Raw genomic sequence first — 12,881 nt, forward strand, 5'->3', positions numbered from 1 at the left:
CTCGCCCACTCGCCCACTCGCCCACTCGCCCACTCGCCCACTCGCCCACTCGCCCACTCGCCCACACTCAGTCCAGCGTCGGGTCCGTCATCGCGGGCGGTGGCCCTTCGGGCTCGGGGCCGCGGACGACGTTGTAGGTGGTCACCGCCGCGACGGCACCCAGGACCGGGCCGGCCCAGTAGAGCCAGTGCAGCGTCCAGGTGCCGTCCACGAGCGCCGGGCCGAACGAGCGAGCCGGGTTGAACGAGCCGCCGCCGATCCAGCCCGTCGCAAACGCCATCGCTGCGACCGTGAAGCCAATCGCGAGGCCGGCCGGGATCCCCTCGATGCGCGTGTCCGTGGCGACGGCGGTGATGACGAACATCAGCAGGAACGTCGCGAAGAACTCGGCAAGGAGCACAGGCAGGACGCTGCCGAGCGCGGCGGCCGCGTCGCCCGGCACCGTGGGCCCTGCCGTGAACCCGTCGGCGGCCCCGAAGGCCAGGGCGAGGACGCCGCTCGCGGCGAGACCGCCCAGGAGCTGCGCCGCGATGTACGGCCCGACCTGCCCCCACGGGAAGTGCCGCCCCACGGCGAAGGCGATCGTCACGGCCGGGTTGAAGTGGGCCCCGCTGATGTGCCCGACGGCGAAGATGCCGACGACGAGCGCGAGCCCGAAGGCGAACGGCACGGCGACCGTACCGTCGTAGCCGGCGAGGACGGAGCCGAGGATGGCGGACGTGCCGGAGAAGACGAGGAAGAAGGTGCCGATGAACTCGGCGAGGTAGGACCGGAGGTGCATGGCGGGTGCAGGATCGTGTGCAGGGTGAGGCCAGCTTCAGAAAATTGGCTGGCGCTGAAACTACGGGCTAGACCTCGATTGCGCAGCGCTCGCATGCCTTTCGAGGTGCAAGCAGGTCTGGGTTCGTTACGCTCGCACCGGGGGGCGTAGTAAAATCTGTTGCACCTGAGAACATTCAGTGAAACGATTCAGTATGTTGCGTCCCCTCTAATCCGTCATACTGAACCGGCACAGTCCTCCCATGCTGGGTGCTCTCTTTCTTTTCTTCGGCGTGATGCCCTTCCTGGTAGGGGTCTACGCGTGGCACCTCGTCCGCCGGCGCGGCGAGGACGGACCCGAAGACCCGCCGCCGCCGCCCGAGCCCGAATCCCCGCTGCCGACCGTCCCGCCCGCCCCGCAGCGCTGCGACCGGGACCCGATGCCGCGGCGAGGCGTCCGCATGCCTCGTCCGCCCCGCCGCGTGCGCTAGGCTAGCGGCCAGCCGCTTCGGCGTTGGCCTTCGCCATCTCCTCGACGAGCACCTGCGCCGCGACGCGGTCCTCGCCGATCCGCCTCAGCTCGGCCTCGCGCCGGGCCTCCAGCCGGTTCAGCCGGGCGACCTGCTCCGGGTAGCGCTGGGCGGCCGCGTTTTCCGGCTCCTCCATCGCAAAGGCGGGTTGGTTCTGTTCGAGGTAGCGCAGCAGCCGGGCCGCCTCCGCCGCCTGGTTCCACGCGTTAATCGGCCCCTCGATGCGTTCGAGCACGCCGACAAAGGCTTCGAGCGTGTCGAGCGCCATGTTGAGCGCCGCCAGCTTCGCCGGGTCCTGCTCCAGCGGCTCTGCCTCAGTCGTGTCGCGCGCGGCGAGGCTCTGCGCGGCGGTGTCGGCAGCCACCAACGTCGAGGAGTCAGCGGTGGCTACTGTGCCTGCCGGCTCTGCGCTGGGGCGCGCCCGGTCGGCCTCGCGCGTGCAGGCGGCGAGGCAGAGGACGATAAGGACGAAGGGGAGCAGTCGGCGCATGGGTCCAAAATACGCCCGCTCTGCCGAACCACCGTCAGCCGCCGCGCGAGCCGCGCGGCCTACGTCGAGTCGCACGAGATGCACCTCGCTCGGCAAGGAGTTAGGAGCGTGGGAGCTATCTTGCCGGGCGGACGCTCCTTGCTTGCTGCCACGTCTATGATCCGCCGCATCCTGCTGACCGTGCTCGGGGGCTTCCTCGGCGCGGCCTCGTACGACGAGGCATTCCTATTCTTCGGGGCCGCGCTCGGGTTTGTGGTGGCGCTCTACCTCGACACGCGCGACGCACTGCAGGAGGTGACGGCGCGCCTCGACGGGCTGGAGCGGCGCAGCGCCCCGGCACCTGCTGCCCTCGAGCCGGTCGAGACTGTACCGGACGAGGCAGGCCCGGTACTCGACGAACCAGCGCACGACGAACCGGCAACCCCGGCGTTGGAGCCCGAAGCGCCGGTCGCTGCCGAGGACTCGATGGCGGACGCGGCGACGCCGGAGGAGCGGTCGCGCCGGGCCGCGATGCGTCGGCGCGCCCGGCGCGGTGCGGCGGCTGCGACCCCGGCCCCGTCGGCACCGGCCGAGCCGTCGCTTCCGGCCCAGGCCTGGGCGCTGTTGACCGGCGGCAACCCGCTGGCCCGCATCGGGGTGGCGATCCTGTTCGTCGGGCTGTTCTTCCTGATCGGGTACGTCTCCGAGCAGGGCCTCTTCCCCATCGAGCTGCGGCTGCTGGGCACGGCGCTCGCCGGGCTCGGGCTCGTCGGCGGCGGCTGGGTGCTGCGGCGGCGCGCCGAGGTCTACGCGGTGACGCTCCAGGGTGGCGGCGTGGCGGTGATGTACCTCACCGTCTTCGCGGCCTTCCAGCTCTACGACGTGCTCCCGCCGCTCCCCGCCTTCGCGCTCCTCGTGGCGATCGCCGCGTTCTCGGCCGTCCTGGCCGTCGTGCAGGACGCGCCGGTGCTGGCCGTCGTCGGCGTGCTCGGCGGGTTCGCCGCGCCGATCCTTGCCTCGACCGGGCAGGGCGACCACGTCCTGCTGTTCTCGTACTACACGGTCCTCAACGCGGGCGTCTTCGGGATCGCCTACGTCAAGCAGTGGCGCTCGCTCTACCTCGTCGGGTTCCTCTGCACCTTCGTGATCGGCGGCGTCTGGGGCGGGCTGCGCTACGAGCCGGCCCTCTTCGCCTCGACCGAGCCGTTCCTCGTCCTCTTCTTCGCGCTCTACTTTGCGATCCCGGTCCTCGCTACGCGGCGGGGCACAACGCGCCTCGCCGGTCCCATCGACGGGCCGCTGGTCTTCGGGCTGCCGGTGGCGGCGTTCGCCCTGCAGGCGGTGCTCGTCGAGCCGTTCGCGTTCGGACGGGCGTGGAGTGCGTTCGCGCTCGCGCTCGCCTACCTCGGCACGGCGACGCTCCTGTTCCGGGGGCGGCGGGAGGCGGCGCGGCCGCTCGTCGAGGCGTTCGTCGGGATTGGGCTGACGTTCGCCACGCTCACGATCCCGTTCGCGCTCGACGCGGTGTGGAGCGGAGCGCTGTGGGCGCTCGAAGGGGCGGCCCTCGTCTGGACCGGCGTGCGGCAGCGGCGGCTGTGGCTTCGGCTCTCGGGCCTCGGCCTGCAGTTCGTCTCGGTCGTCGTGCTCTTCGACGAGAGCGCGTTCGGCTTCGACGCGGCCGCGCTCGGGGTCCGGCTCTCCGGCTGGCTGGCCGCGATTGCGCTCGGCGCGTCGGCCTACTGGTTCCAGGCCCGCCCCGAGGTCGTGCGCCGGCTGGAGTACGCGGCGAGCGGGCCGGTCCTGCTGCTCGCCGTGTTCCTCTGGAGCCTGAGCGGCCTCACCCTCGTCGCGGACCTGCTGCCGGATGTCCTCATGCCGAGTGCGTGGCTGCTCTTTTTCGCGGCCTCGGCAGTGGCGCTCGCCGAGGTGGGGCGGCGGCTGGACTGGAACGCGGCCGGAGCCGTCGCGCTGCCGCTGCTGCTCGGTGCGGGCTGGCTGCTCGTGCCGGCCTCCTTGCTCTTCAACGACCACCCCTTCGGTCACTTCGGCTGGCTGGCGTGGCTGCTCGCGTTCGCCGCGCTCGGGTGGGTGCTCGTCCGGCGCGAGGGCGTGTCGGGCCCCCGACGGCTGAGCCTAGCGCACGCGCTCTCGCTGTGGCTCCTCGCCGCCGTCGCCGCGACCGAGGTGGCGTGGGCACTGGACCGGTGGGTCGGCGAGGTGGGCTGGTCCGAGGCCGGCGTCGGGATCGTACTCGCCGGGCTGCTCGCGCTCGTGCTGGCTGCCCCCGGGCCGGTCGGGCGATGGACGGCACGGCACCGCGCGGCCTACCTCGGCCTCGGCGCGGGCGGCCTCGCCGTCGCGCTGCTCGGCTGGTCGCTCCTGACAAATCTTTACAGTACCGGCGACCCGGCTCCGCTGCCCTACCTCCCGCTGCTCAACCCGTTCGACCTCGCGCATGTCGGCGCGCTCCTCGTGCTGACGGCCTACGTCCGCCAGATGGTTCGGGGCGATGTGCCGCCGAGCGCGCCGGTTCGGACTGCGCTTTACAGCGCCCTCGGCCTCGGCGTCTTCGTCGCCGTGAGCGGCCTCGTAGCGCGGACCGTCCACCACCTCGCCGACGTGCCCTTCACCGAGGCGGGCCTCTTCGACTCGACCCTCTTCCAGACAGCGCTCTCAATCACCTGGGCGCTCCTGGCGATGGCCGTGATGCTCGCGGCGACGCGGTTCCGGCTGCGGACGCCGTGGTTCGTCGGGGCGGCGCTGCTCGCACTCGTCGGCGTCAAACTCTTCGCGGTCGACCTCTCGAACGCGGGGACCCTGGCGCGGATCGTGTCGTTTGTGGGCGTCGGGCTGCTGGTGCTGCTGATCGGGTACTTTTCGCCCGCCCCGCCCCGCCGCGACGAGCCGGACCCGCCGGACGAACTCGCCCCTGCCGACCCCGCTCTGTGATGCGCCTTCTCCTGGTCTTCCTGCTCGCCGCGACCGCACCGGTGGCGGCGCAAACCGACCCGTCGGACTTCGCCTACCAGACCAGCCTCGCCCTGGACGGCGAGGGGCCGATCTACCGAGTCCCGGTCCCGCCGTTCGTCTACCAGGCCGTGCAGCGAGACGACCTCGGCGACCTCCGCGTTCTCAACGGCAACGGCGACCCCGTACCCCACGCTATCGATCACGCGCCGCGCGTCATCGCGGTAAGGCGCGTTACTCTACCTGTTTTCGCCTTGACTGACACCACGCGCACCACCGACCCGGCCCTCTCCATCCGCCGGGACAGCGCAGGAACGGTAGTTGAGATTTTACCGGAGCCCAATCGAACCGAACGCTCACGTACAGCTTACCTCCTTGATGCTCGAACGCTCGACGGGCCGATTCACCGCCTCATCTTTACGTGGGCCGACAGCACATCGGACTTCGTTACTTCCGTTTCGCTCACGGCAAGTGACGACTTGGCTCAGTGGACACCGTGGGTACGCCGCGCTACCCTCGCTGACCTCGAACAGAGTGGCCAGCGACTCTTTCTGCGTACCATCACCCCGAACAGCCTGACGAAACCGAGTTTCCTCCGGCTGACGTGGCCCGAGGGGGAGAAACTCCCGCCGCCTACCCGAATCGAGGCCGAGTACAACCGGGAAGTGGGAAAGCCTATGGAGCGAAAGTGGCTACCTACTGATTTGCTTGATGCATCGCCTTCGAGGTTCACCTTCCTCCTCAACGCCCGTGTGCCCGCGGATAGGGCTCGCCTTCGTCTGCCGGAAATGAACACTATCGCCGAGGCTGACTTGCGTTCAGCGATAGCAGCCGAACGTCCCTGGCAACTCCGTAGCTCCGGACCCATCTATCGGCTTCGCATCGACAGCGCCGAGTTGAAGACGCCTGAGTTATCGTTCGATCCGACCCGTGCTGCGTTATGGCAATTGGAGGTCGAACCGGACGGTGCGCTCGGCTCGGAGCCGCCCATACTAGAAATTGGGTACGTACCGGAGACAGTTCTCTTCGTGGCACGCGGTGACGGTCCGTTCCGGCTTGTCTTCGGGCACTACGATGCGGAGTCCGTCGCGCTCCACCACTCTTCTCTTAGTCGAGGGCTGCAAGGTTATTCATCTGAAATCCCCCCGGTCTCTCCCGCCCGCACTGCTGAGCAGAGCAACCTCGCCGGGCCGGCGGCCCTCCAGCCTCCCACCGACGTACCGGTGCAGCGCATCGCGCTCTGGGTCGTCCTCGTCCTCGGCGTCGCCGTCCTCGGGTGGATGGCGCTGCGGCTGCTTCGCCAGCTCCGCGCCGAGCACCCGGCAGCTTAGCAGCGGTATCTTCTCCCCTCTTTTCTGTCCCACCCTCGCCCCGTCCCCGCCATGCCCCGCTACAGCTCCATCGACGAAGTCATCGCCTCCTACCCGCAGCGCTTTAACCCCGCCAAAGCCGAGGGCGTGGACGACACCGTCCAGATGAACCTCAGCGGCGAGGGCGGCGGGCACTACATGCTCCACGTCCACGACGGCCAGGTCGACGTCGCCGAAGGCACGGCCGACGACCCGACGCTGACGCTCGACGCGCCCGCCGACGTCTGGCTCAGCGTCGAGAACGGGCAGACCAACCCGATGATGGCGATGATGTCGGGCAAGGTCAAGCTGAAGGGCTCGGTGCCGTTCGCCACCAAGTTCATGGGGATGTTCGGCGGCAAGGGCTGAGCCGCTTCAGGCTGTCTCGGCGGCCTCCATCGGGTCGGGACGGTGAAACGCGAAGCCGAGGCGGCGCAGCTTCTCGTTCGACACGACCTTGAAGCCGTCGCCCATCCCGTCCTCGAACGTGGGCGGGTCGAGGCCGAGGGCGCGGGCGACGGCCGGGTAGAGGTGCTGCCGCGCCGGGTGCTCGTCGGCGCAGACGTTGACGGCCTCTCCGCGCACGCCGCGCTCCAGCACGAAGAGTGCCGCCCCGACCGCGTCGTCGCGGTGGACGAGGTTGACGGGGGCGTCGCCGCCTGCGATGCCGGTGCGGCCGGCGAGGACGCGCGCCGGGTGGCGGTCGCCGCCGTAGAGCCCGGCCAAGCGCAGCACCGTCGCGTCGAACTGCTCGCTGGCTTGGAGGACGCGCTCGGCCTCCAGGATCGGCGCACCGGCGCGGCGGAGCGGCAGCCCGTCGCGTGCGCCTGCGTCAGCCTCCGTCACAACGCGGTCGAGGTTGGGGTACACCGAGGTCGAACTCATCATCACCACCCACCCCGTCCCGTGCGTTTCGGCGGCCGACCGGATGGCGCGGAAGACCGCCGGGTACGACGCCCCTCCCTTCGACGGCGGCACGGTGACGACGAGCACGTCGGCTCCGAAGAACGCCGCGAGGTCCTCTCCTTCGACCGACTCCGTCACAGCGATCCGGTGGGGCACGATGCCGGCCTCGGCGAGGCGGTCGAGTTTGCCGGGCGAGGTCGTGCTGCCGCGCACGGTGAGGCCGCGCTGCACCAGGCGCTCGGCCAGGGGCAGGCCGAGCCAGCCGCACCCGAGGACGCTGACGGTTCGGAGGGTCATGGGGGGAGGGGTTGTTCGGGGTGGAGGGAGTGGAAGGTAGGGAGAATGGCGATGCGCCTGCGGCGCGGAGTGGGAGGAATGGGGAGAACGGGCGGAAGGAGAGGACAGGCGTTGGTTCAGAGCACAACGGTCTCAGTAATTTTCCTGCCTTTTCTTTCCACTCCTCCCACTCCTCCCACTCCTCCCACTCCTCCCACTCCTCCCACTCCTCCCACTCCTCCCACTCCTCCCCCGCACGAACCCTTCGCGAAGGGCGAACACGCCGCGAGCAGCCCCGTACCCCCGCTTTCCTACCCAGACATCCCTCCATGCCCGACACCCGCGCCCAGCTCAAGCGACAGATCCTCGACCTCTTCCGCAACAACGGCAAAAAAACCTTCCGCCCGAAAGAGATCAGCAAGCGGCTGGGCATCAAGGACAACAAGCGCTACCACCTCTTCCGCAGCGTCCTCACCGAACTCGACGACGCGGGCCTCGTCCGCAAGGCGAAGGGCGGGCGCTACCAGCACCGGCCCAAGCACGAGGTTCACGGCGCAGAAGGCGTCCTCCAGATGCACCCGCAGGGCTACGGCTTCGTCACCGTCGAGGGCCAAGCTAACGACGTCTACGTTCCCCCGACGCGCCTCAAGACAGCGCTCGACGGCGACCGCGTCCGCGTCGCGCTCGCGGCCTCGGTGCGCGGCAAGCGGAGCGACTACCGCCGCGAGGCCGAGATCGTCGAGGTCCTGGAGCGCCGGCGCACGCGGACCGTCGGGACGTTCGACCGGATGGGCCACTTCGCCTTCGTCAAGCCCGACGACCAGAAGCTGACGAAGGACGTCTACGTGGCCGAGGAGCACTTCAACGGCGCCACCGAGGGCGACAAAGTCGTTGTTTCCATCGAGACCTATGACGACCCGAAGGCGTCACCCGAGGGCCGGGTCCTGGAGGTGCTCGGCAAGGCCGGTGACCCCGGCGTCGCCGTCCTCGCGGTCGCGCTCAGCCAGGGCATCAAGTCCGACTTCCCCGAGGCCGTCGAGCACGAAGCGGCGGACATCCCCATCGAGGTTCCGGCGTCCGAGATCGCCCGCCGCCTCGACCTACGCGGCAAGGCCATCTTCACGATCGATCCCGACGACGCCAAGGACTTCGACGACGCCGTCCACATCGAGCGGCTCGACAACGGGCACTACAGCCTCGGCGTCCACATCGCCGACGTGGCCCACTACGTCAAGCAGGGCACGCTCCTCGATGCCGAGGCCTACGAGCGCGCGACGAGCACCTACCTCGTCGACCGCGTCATCCCGATGCTCCCCGAAAAGCTCTCGAACGGCGTCTGCTCGCTCCGGCCCCGCGAGGACAAGCTCGCCTACTCGTGCATCATGGAGGTCTCGCCGCACGGTGCGGTCAAGAGCTACGCCGTCCGCGAGACTGTCATCCACAGCCAGCAGCGCTTCACCTACGACGAGGCCCAGGCGATCATCGACGGCGGGACGCAGGAGCACCCGCTCAAGGACGACGTACTCCTCGCTGCCAAGCTCGCCCGGACGCTCACCAGAAAGCGCAAGCGGCAAGGCTCGATCGACTTCGACACGGCCGAGGTCAAGATCGTCCTCGACGGTCAGGGCGTGCCGGTCGAGATCGTCCGCAAGGAGCGGATGGAGGCCAACCGGCTGATCGAGGAGCTGATGCTGCTCGCCAACCGGACCGTCGCCGAACACGTCGGCAAGGGTAAGGGTGCCAAGCCGTTCGTCTACCGGATCCACGACCGCCCCGACGCCGAGAAAATCCAGGCCCTCCGCGACTACGTCCGCGCCTTCGGCTACCAACTCCCGACGGGTCCCGACGGCAGCGTAGACCGCAAGGACCTCAACGCACTGCTCGAACACGTCAAAGGCTCGCCCGAAGGGGCCGTCGTCCAGGTCGCCGCGCTCCGGGCGATGGCGAAGGCGGTCTACTCGCCGCAGAACATCGGGCACTACGGGCTGGGGTTCGGCCACTACGCGCACTTCACCTCACCCATCCGCCGCTACCCCGACCTGATCGCGCACCGCCTCCTCAAGCACTACGGCGCGGGCGGTGAGCGCGTCGGCGAGGACGCCCTCGACGAGGCGTGCGACCACTGCTCGCAGCAGGAGCGCCAGGCCGTCGAGGCCGAGCGCGAGTCGGTCAAGCTGAAGGTCGTCGAGTACGTCAGCCAGCACGTCGGCGATGTGTTCGAGGGCGTCGTGACGGGCGTGACGAAGTTCGGCGTCTTCGTCGAGATGACACGGCTCCTGGCCGAGGGTCTCGTCCACGTCCGCGACATGGACGACGACCACTACGAGTACGATGAGCGGAGCTACACCCTCGTCGGCGTCCACACCCGGCGGACGATCCGCCTCGGCGACCCCGTCAAGGTCCAGGTCGCCGCCGCCAACGTCGAGACCCGCAAGATCGACCTCGCCTTCGCCGAGTGAGAGCAGACGACAACCTCACCACCTGTCATTTCGAGCGAAGCGAGAAATCTCCCACTCTAGAGTCTTGCAAGGTGATAGGGCTGGGAGATTTCTCCTCGCTACGTTCGTCGAAATGACATGAGGGATGGTCAGTAGTTGAGATCGGCAGCGAGGTCGACGAGGTCTGGGTTCTGGGTGCGGATCAGGGCCAGCTTCTTCTCGCGCCGCCACCGCTTGATCTCTTTCTCGCGTGCAATGGCGTCGGTTGCCTGGCGGTGCTCCTCGAAGTAGAGCAAGTCGCAAACACGATACTGCGAGGTAAACCGGCTGCCCGTGCCGCTCTTATGCTCGACAGCGCGACGCTGGAGGTTGTTGGTCATGCCGGTGTAGAACACAGTCCGGTGACGGTTGGACACGATGTAGACGTAATAGCTTCCCATGCTTGAAGCCCGGCGCCGGTCCACAAGTGCTAGTTATGCGGCGCGCTGTTGCCGCCAATTCCGAAGCCACACAATCAGAAGTCCCACCCCAATTGAGGCCGCAATTCCGTACCACCCCCATCGGAATAACAACTGCGTCATAGCATCGGCCTCCTTGTAGGTCTGCTCGGTGGAGTTGAGATACAACAGTTGGCTCCCCACGATGCCTAGCACGATCCCTACTATGGAGAGGAGAAGGCGCCATCGAACCGAACGAAGTGGTCCGATACCCGCAACCCCGGCGACGGCAAGGGGTGCCAAGAGTCCTCCCGCTACAGGTACGCTTGCTACCAAGAAAGAGAGAGCAAAAATCAAGACGGCGACCAAGCCAGTGAACAAATAGTCGACGAGAGATTTCTTCTCCATCAGCCTAGGTGAGAACTGCCTAGCTACTGTTGATCTGAATTGCCACCCTACTCCAGACAAGCAGAGTGGCTAACCAAGATACCGTGCGTTTACTCAAAGCACTCCGACCCACGAGCGAACCCCAGCATCCCCGGACCCGCGGTCTCGTCGTCGCGGCTGAGGGCGAGGACGATCCGCTCGTGGCTCTGGCCGGGGACGATGACAATGTCTGCCTCGGCTCCTGCGTCGGTGAGCGCGGCATCAAGCAACCGCGATTGACGCTGCAAGGCTCGGCTCTCGCCGCCAGCGTAGATAATTAGAAACGGCGGCGCATCGGACGAGGCGAAGCGGACCGGCGAGGCGTCGGTCTGCCAGTCGGGGTCGGTGCCCGCTGGGTTGAAGCGGCGGGCGTAGTAGGCGGGGTCGTTGCTGAGCGCGTAGGTCTCTTCGTCCGTGAGGTCGTAGGCTGCGCCGCTGACGGCGATGACGCCGCACACCCCGAAGGCGTGGGTCTCGGGCAGCGCGGCGGGGTCCAGGGCGACGTGGGTAGCGAGTTGGGCACCGGCCGAGTGGCCCATCAGGAACAGCGCCCCGGGGTCGCCGCCGTAGAGCGCGACCTGGCCGCCGACCCACTCGACCGCCGCCGCCACGTCCTCGATCTGTTCCAGCCATGCCACGCCCGGCAGCAGCCGGTAGTTCACCGTCACCGCTCCGATCCCCCGGCTGGCGAAGTAGCGCCCGATGTTGCCGTAGACCTCGACCCCGCCGAAGGCCAGGTCCTTGTCGCCCTCGGTCCAGCCACCGCCGTGGACAAAGATCACCGTCGGCCAGGGCGCGGCGCGGACGCTGTCGGGCGTTGGCAGGAACAGGTCGAGCCGGTGCTTCGGATCGTCCGAGCCGTCGAGGTAGCGAATGTCGTGGATGACCTGGGCGTCGGGAAGCTCGGGGCCTTCGTAGACCAGACCGATGCCCGCGCTGTAGATCAGCGAGCATCCACTCGTGGACAGGGCAGAGAGAACCGCAAAAACAAAGCGCATCCGGTCAGCAGTCTTGCCCCTTGCAGGGGCCGTCGCCCCATCAGCGAGCAGCGCCAGTCGCCCTCCTTCACACCAGAGTCCGGCCCCTGCGCTTTGTGGCGCTTGATGTAACGGAGAGAGAAGCGTCAGCGCCGCTCGCGCATCTCGCGCTGGCGCATCGGCATCTGGTCGATCTGGCCGAAAAGCGCACTGGGCGGCACTGGCTCAGCGCTCCGCCGCTTCGCCGCGCCGTCCTTCCCGACCAGGACGACGGCGAAGGTGCCGGGCGCGACCTCGTACCGCTCCCTGAGCGCGCGGACCGATGCCGCGTCGATGGCGTGCTGCCCGTCCACCAGGCTCTCTCCTTCTTCGAGCACGGCGACGAAGAGGAGGTCGCGCTCGCGGAAGCCCTCGTCGAAGCCGGTCGCCGTTTGGCGCTGGGCGAGGAAGTGCGGGTGCGCGTCGGTCGGAGCGAAGACGTAGAGGACCCGGTGGACCCACTGATGGTCGGCAGGATCGAACGACATGGGGGCAGGCGAAGCGGGCTGGCCGAGGGCGGGGGGCGCGGCGAGGCAGGCGAGGAGGACGAGGGCAGCCGGGCGCGTCACGCCGAGACCGGAGCGGCGGCCTGGGCAGCGCTGGGGGCCGCCGGTGCGGCCGCGCGGCGGCGGTCGATCTCGGCGCGCCACGCGCGCGTGAGGTAGGCGTAGTCGAGCGCCTCAACTTCGTCGCCGAGGTCACGCCGGGCCTGGAAGCCGAGGTCGACCGGCGAGAGGCTGGCGAGCGGCGCGCTGGAGAGGTCGAGGATGCGGGCGCGGAAGAGGCCCTGCCGGAACCCGCCGTGGAGCTGGCCGAGGACGCAGTGGGACCCGTCGCTCAGTTCTAGGACAGCGGGGTCGAGGCGGGCCTGCCAGCCGGGGTCGGCGGCGTCGAGGTAGGCGGCCCCGCGCCCGGCGCGGAGGCGGGCGGCGTCGAGCGTGACGGAGAGCACGCGCCGCTCGCGGCGGCGGTGGCGGTAGGCGGCGAGCACACGCTGAAGCATAAGCAGAGGAGTCGGTGTTTCTTCTCTACCGGCGTGTCTGGCTGAGGTTCTGCAAGAGCGCTCGTTCCGCGCGGAGGGAGAGGAGGCTACCTTCGGTGCGGGATGGGCGTGCGCCTGCGGCGCGGAGTGGGATGCGCCTGCGGCGCGGAGTGGGAGGAATGGGGAGAACGGGCGGGAGGGGGAGGAAAAGCGTTGGCGCGGAGCGCAACGGGGTCAGTAATTTTCCCGGCTTTTCTTTCCACTCCTCCCACTCCTCCCACTCCTCCCACTCCTCCCACTCCTCCCACTCCTCCCACTCCTCCCAC

General features: G+C 68.8%; 13 protein-coding genes. 5 read left to right on the plus strand and 8 right to left on the minus strand.

Features of this window, described 5'->3' with window-relative positions; translation table 11 throughout:
* Positions 1-67 precede the first annotated feature (67 nt).
* On the minus strand, positions 68-781 hold the full coding sequence (locus AAGI91_14505) for an aquaporin (protein ID MEM1043825.1): 714 nt from the start codon (positions 779-781) through the stop codon (positions 68-70).
* A 241-nt stretch (positions 782-1,022) separates the two neighbouring features.
* Between AAGI91_14505 and AAGI91_14510 the strand changes: the two genes are divergently transcribed.
* Positions 1,023-1,250, plus strand: a complete 228-nt coding sequence (locus AAGI91_14510) for a hypothetical protein (GenBank protein MEM1043826.1) — start codon at positions 1,023-1,025, stop codon at positions 1,248-1,250.
* A 1-nt stretch (position 1,251) separates the two neighbouring features.
* Here AAGI91_14510 and AAGI91_14515 read toward each other — a convergent pair whose 3' ends face one another.
* Positions 1,252-1,779: a hypothetical protein gene (locus AAGI91_14515; protein MEM1043827.1), complete on the minus strand. Its 528-nt coding sequence runs from the start codon at positions 1,777-1,779 to the stop codon at positions 1,252-1,254.
* Between the two features lie 156 nt (positions 1,780-1,935).
* Between AAGI91_14515 and AAGI91_14520 the strand changes: the two genes are divergently transcribed.
* The 3 genes from AAGI91_14520 to AAGI91_14530 are packed head-to-tail and all read left to right on the plus strand — an operon-like array spanning position 1,936 to position 6,443.
* On the plus strand, positions 1,936-4,707 hold the full coding sequence (locus AAGI91_14520; protein ID MEM1043828.1) for a DUF2339 domain-containing protein: 2,772 nt from the start codon (positions 1,936-1,938) through the stop codon (positions 4,705-4,707).
* Positions 4,707-6,056 (plus strand): DUF3999 family protein, encoded by a 1,350-nt coding sequence (locus tag AAGI91_14525; protein MEM1043829.1) that lies wholly within the window; start codon positions 4,707-4,709, stop codon positions 6,054-6,056. Before AAGI91_14520 ends, AAGI91_14525 begins: the two co-directional genes overlap by 1 nt.
* A gap of 51 nt (positions 6,057-6,107) precedes the next feature.
* On the plus strand, positions 6,108-6,443 hold the full coding sequence (locus AAGI91_14530) for an SCP2 sterol-binding domain-containing protein (GenBank protein MEM1043830.1): 336 nt from the start codon (positions 6,108-6,110) through the stop codon (positions 6,441-6,443).
* A 6-nt stretch (positions 6,444-6,449) separates the two neighbouring features.
* Here AAGI91_14530 and AAGI91_14535 read toward each other — a convergent pair whose 3' ends face one another.
* A complete protein-coding gene (locus tag AAGI91_14535) occupies positions 6,450-7,277 on the minus strand; it encodes an SDR family oxidoreductase (GenBank protein MEM1043831.1) in 828 nt (275 codons plus the stop codon).
* A 308-nt stretch (positions 7,278-7,585) separates the two neighbouring features.
* Between AAGI91_14535 and rnr the strand changes: the two genes are divergently transcribed.
* A complete protein-coding gene (gene rnr, locus AAGI91_14540) occupies positions 7,586-9,715 on the plus strand; it encodes a ribonuclease R (GenBank protein ID MEM1043832.1) in 2,130 nt (709 codons plus the stop codon).
* Between the two features lie 128 nt (positions 9,716-9,843).
* On the opposite strand, the gene AAGI91_14545 is transcribed toward rnr, so the two are convergent.
* The 5 genes from AAGI91_14545 to AAGI91_14565 all read right to left on the minus strand — a co-directional run.
* Entirely contained in the window at positions 9,844-10,134 is a 291-nt protein-coding gene (locus tag AAGI91_14545; protein ID MEM1043833.1) for a GIY-YIG nuclease family protein, read from the minus strand.
* Between the two features lie 494 nt (positions 10,135-10,628).
* Positions 10,629-11,555: an alpha/beta hydrolase gene (locus tag AAGI91_14550; protein ID MEM1043834.1), complete on the minus strand. Its 927-nt coding sequence runs from the start codon at positions 11,553-11,555 to the stop codon at positions 10,629-10,631.
* A gap of 125 nt (positions 11,556-11,680) precedes the next feature.
* Positions 11,681-12,142, minus strand: coding sequence for a DUF4174 domain-containing protein (locus AAGI91_14555; GenBank protein ID MEM1043835.1), 462 nt, complete (start codon positions 12,140-12,142; stop codon positions 11,681-11,683).
* A complete protein-coding gene (locus AAGI91_14560) occupies positions 12,139-12,576 on the minus strand; it encodes a hypothetical protein (GenBank protein ID MEM1043836.1) in 438 nt (145 codons plus the stop codon). The genes AAGI91_14555 and AAGI91_14560 overlap by 4 nt, the downstream gene beginning before the upstream one ends.
* Before the next feature lie 25 nt (positions 12,577-12,601).
* The coding region (locus AAGI91_14565; GenBank protein MEM1043837.1) for a hypothetical protein at positions 12,602-12,881 on the minus strand (280 nt) is incomplete at its 5' end.

Source organism: Bacteroidota bacterium (genome assembly GCA_038746285.1).
GTDB lineage: Bacteria > Bacteroidota > Rhodothermia > Rhodothermales > JANQRZ01 > JANQRZ01.

Bases quoted from the DNA above. Each gene is read 5' to 3' on its own strand.
- AAGI91_14550 (MEM1043834.1), bottom strand. From the start codon at position 11,555: ATGCGCTTTGTTTTTGCGGTTCTCTCTGCCCTGTCCACGAGTGGATGC.
- AAGI91_14545 (MEM1043833.1), bottom strand. From the start codon at position 10,134: ATGGGAAGCTATTACGTCTACATCGTGTCCAACCGTCACCGGACTGTG.
- AAGI91_14515 (MEM1043827.1), bottom strand. From the start codon at position 1,779: ATGCGCCGACTGCTCCCCTTCGTCCTTATCGTCCTCTGCCTCGCCGCC.
- AAGI91_14525 (MEM1043829.1), top strand. From the start codon at position 4,707: ATGCGCCTTCTCCTGGTCTTCCTGCTCGCCGCGACCGCACCGGTGGCG.
- AAGI91_14505 (MEM1043825.1), bottom strand. From the start codon at position 781: ATGCACCTCCGGTCCTACCTCGCCGAGTTCATCGGCACCTTCTTCCTC.
- AAGI91_14560 (MEM1043836.1), bottom strand. From the start codon at position 12,576: ATGCTTCAGCGTGTGCTCGCCGCCTACCGCCACCGCCGCCGCGAGCGG.
- AAGI91_14520 (MEM1043828.1), top strand. From the start codon at position 1,936: ATGATCCGCCGCATCCTGCTGACCGTGCTCGGGGGCTTCCTCGGCGCG.
- rnr (MEM1043832.1), top strand. From the start codon at position 7,586: ATGCCCGACACCCGCGCCCAGCTCAAGCGACAGATCCTCGACCTCTTC.
- AAGI91_14535 (MEM1043831.1), bottom strand. From the start codon at position 7,277: ATGACCCTCCGAACCGTCAGCGTCCTCGGGTGCGGCTGGCTCGGCCTG.
- AAGI91_14510 (MEM1043826.1), top strand. From the start codon at position 1,023: ATGCTGGGTGCTCTCTTTCTTTTCTTCGGCGTGATGCCCTTCCTGGTA.
- AAGI91_14530 (MEM1043830.1), top strand. From the start codon at position 6,108: ATGCCCCGCTACAGCTCCATCGACGAAGTCATCGCCTCCTACCCGCAG.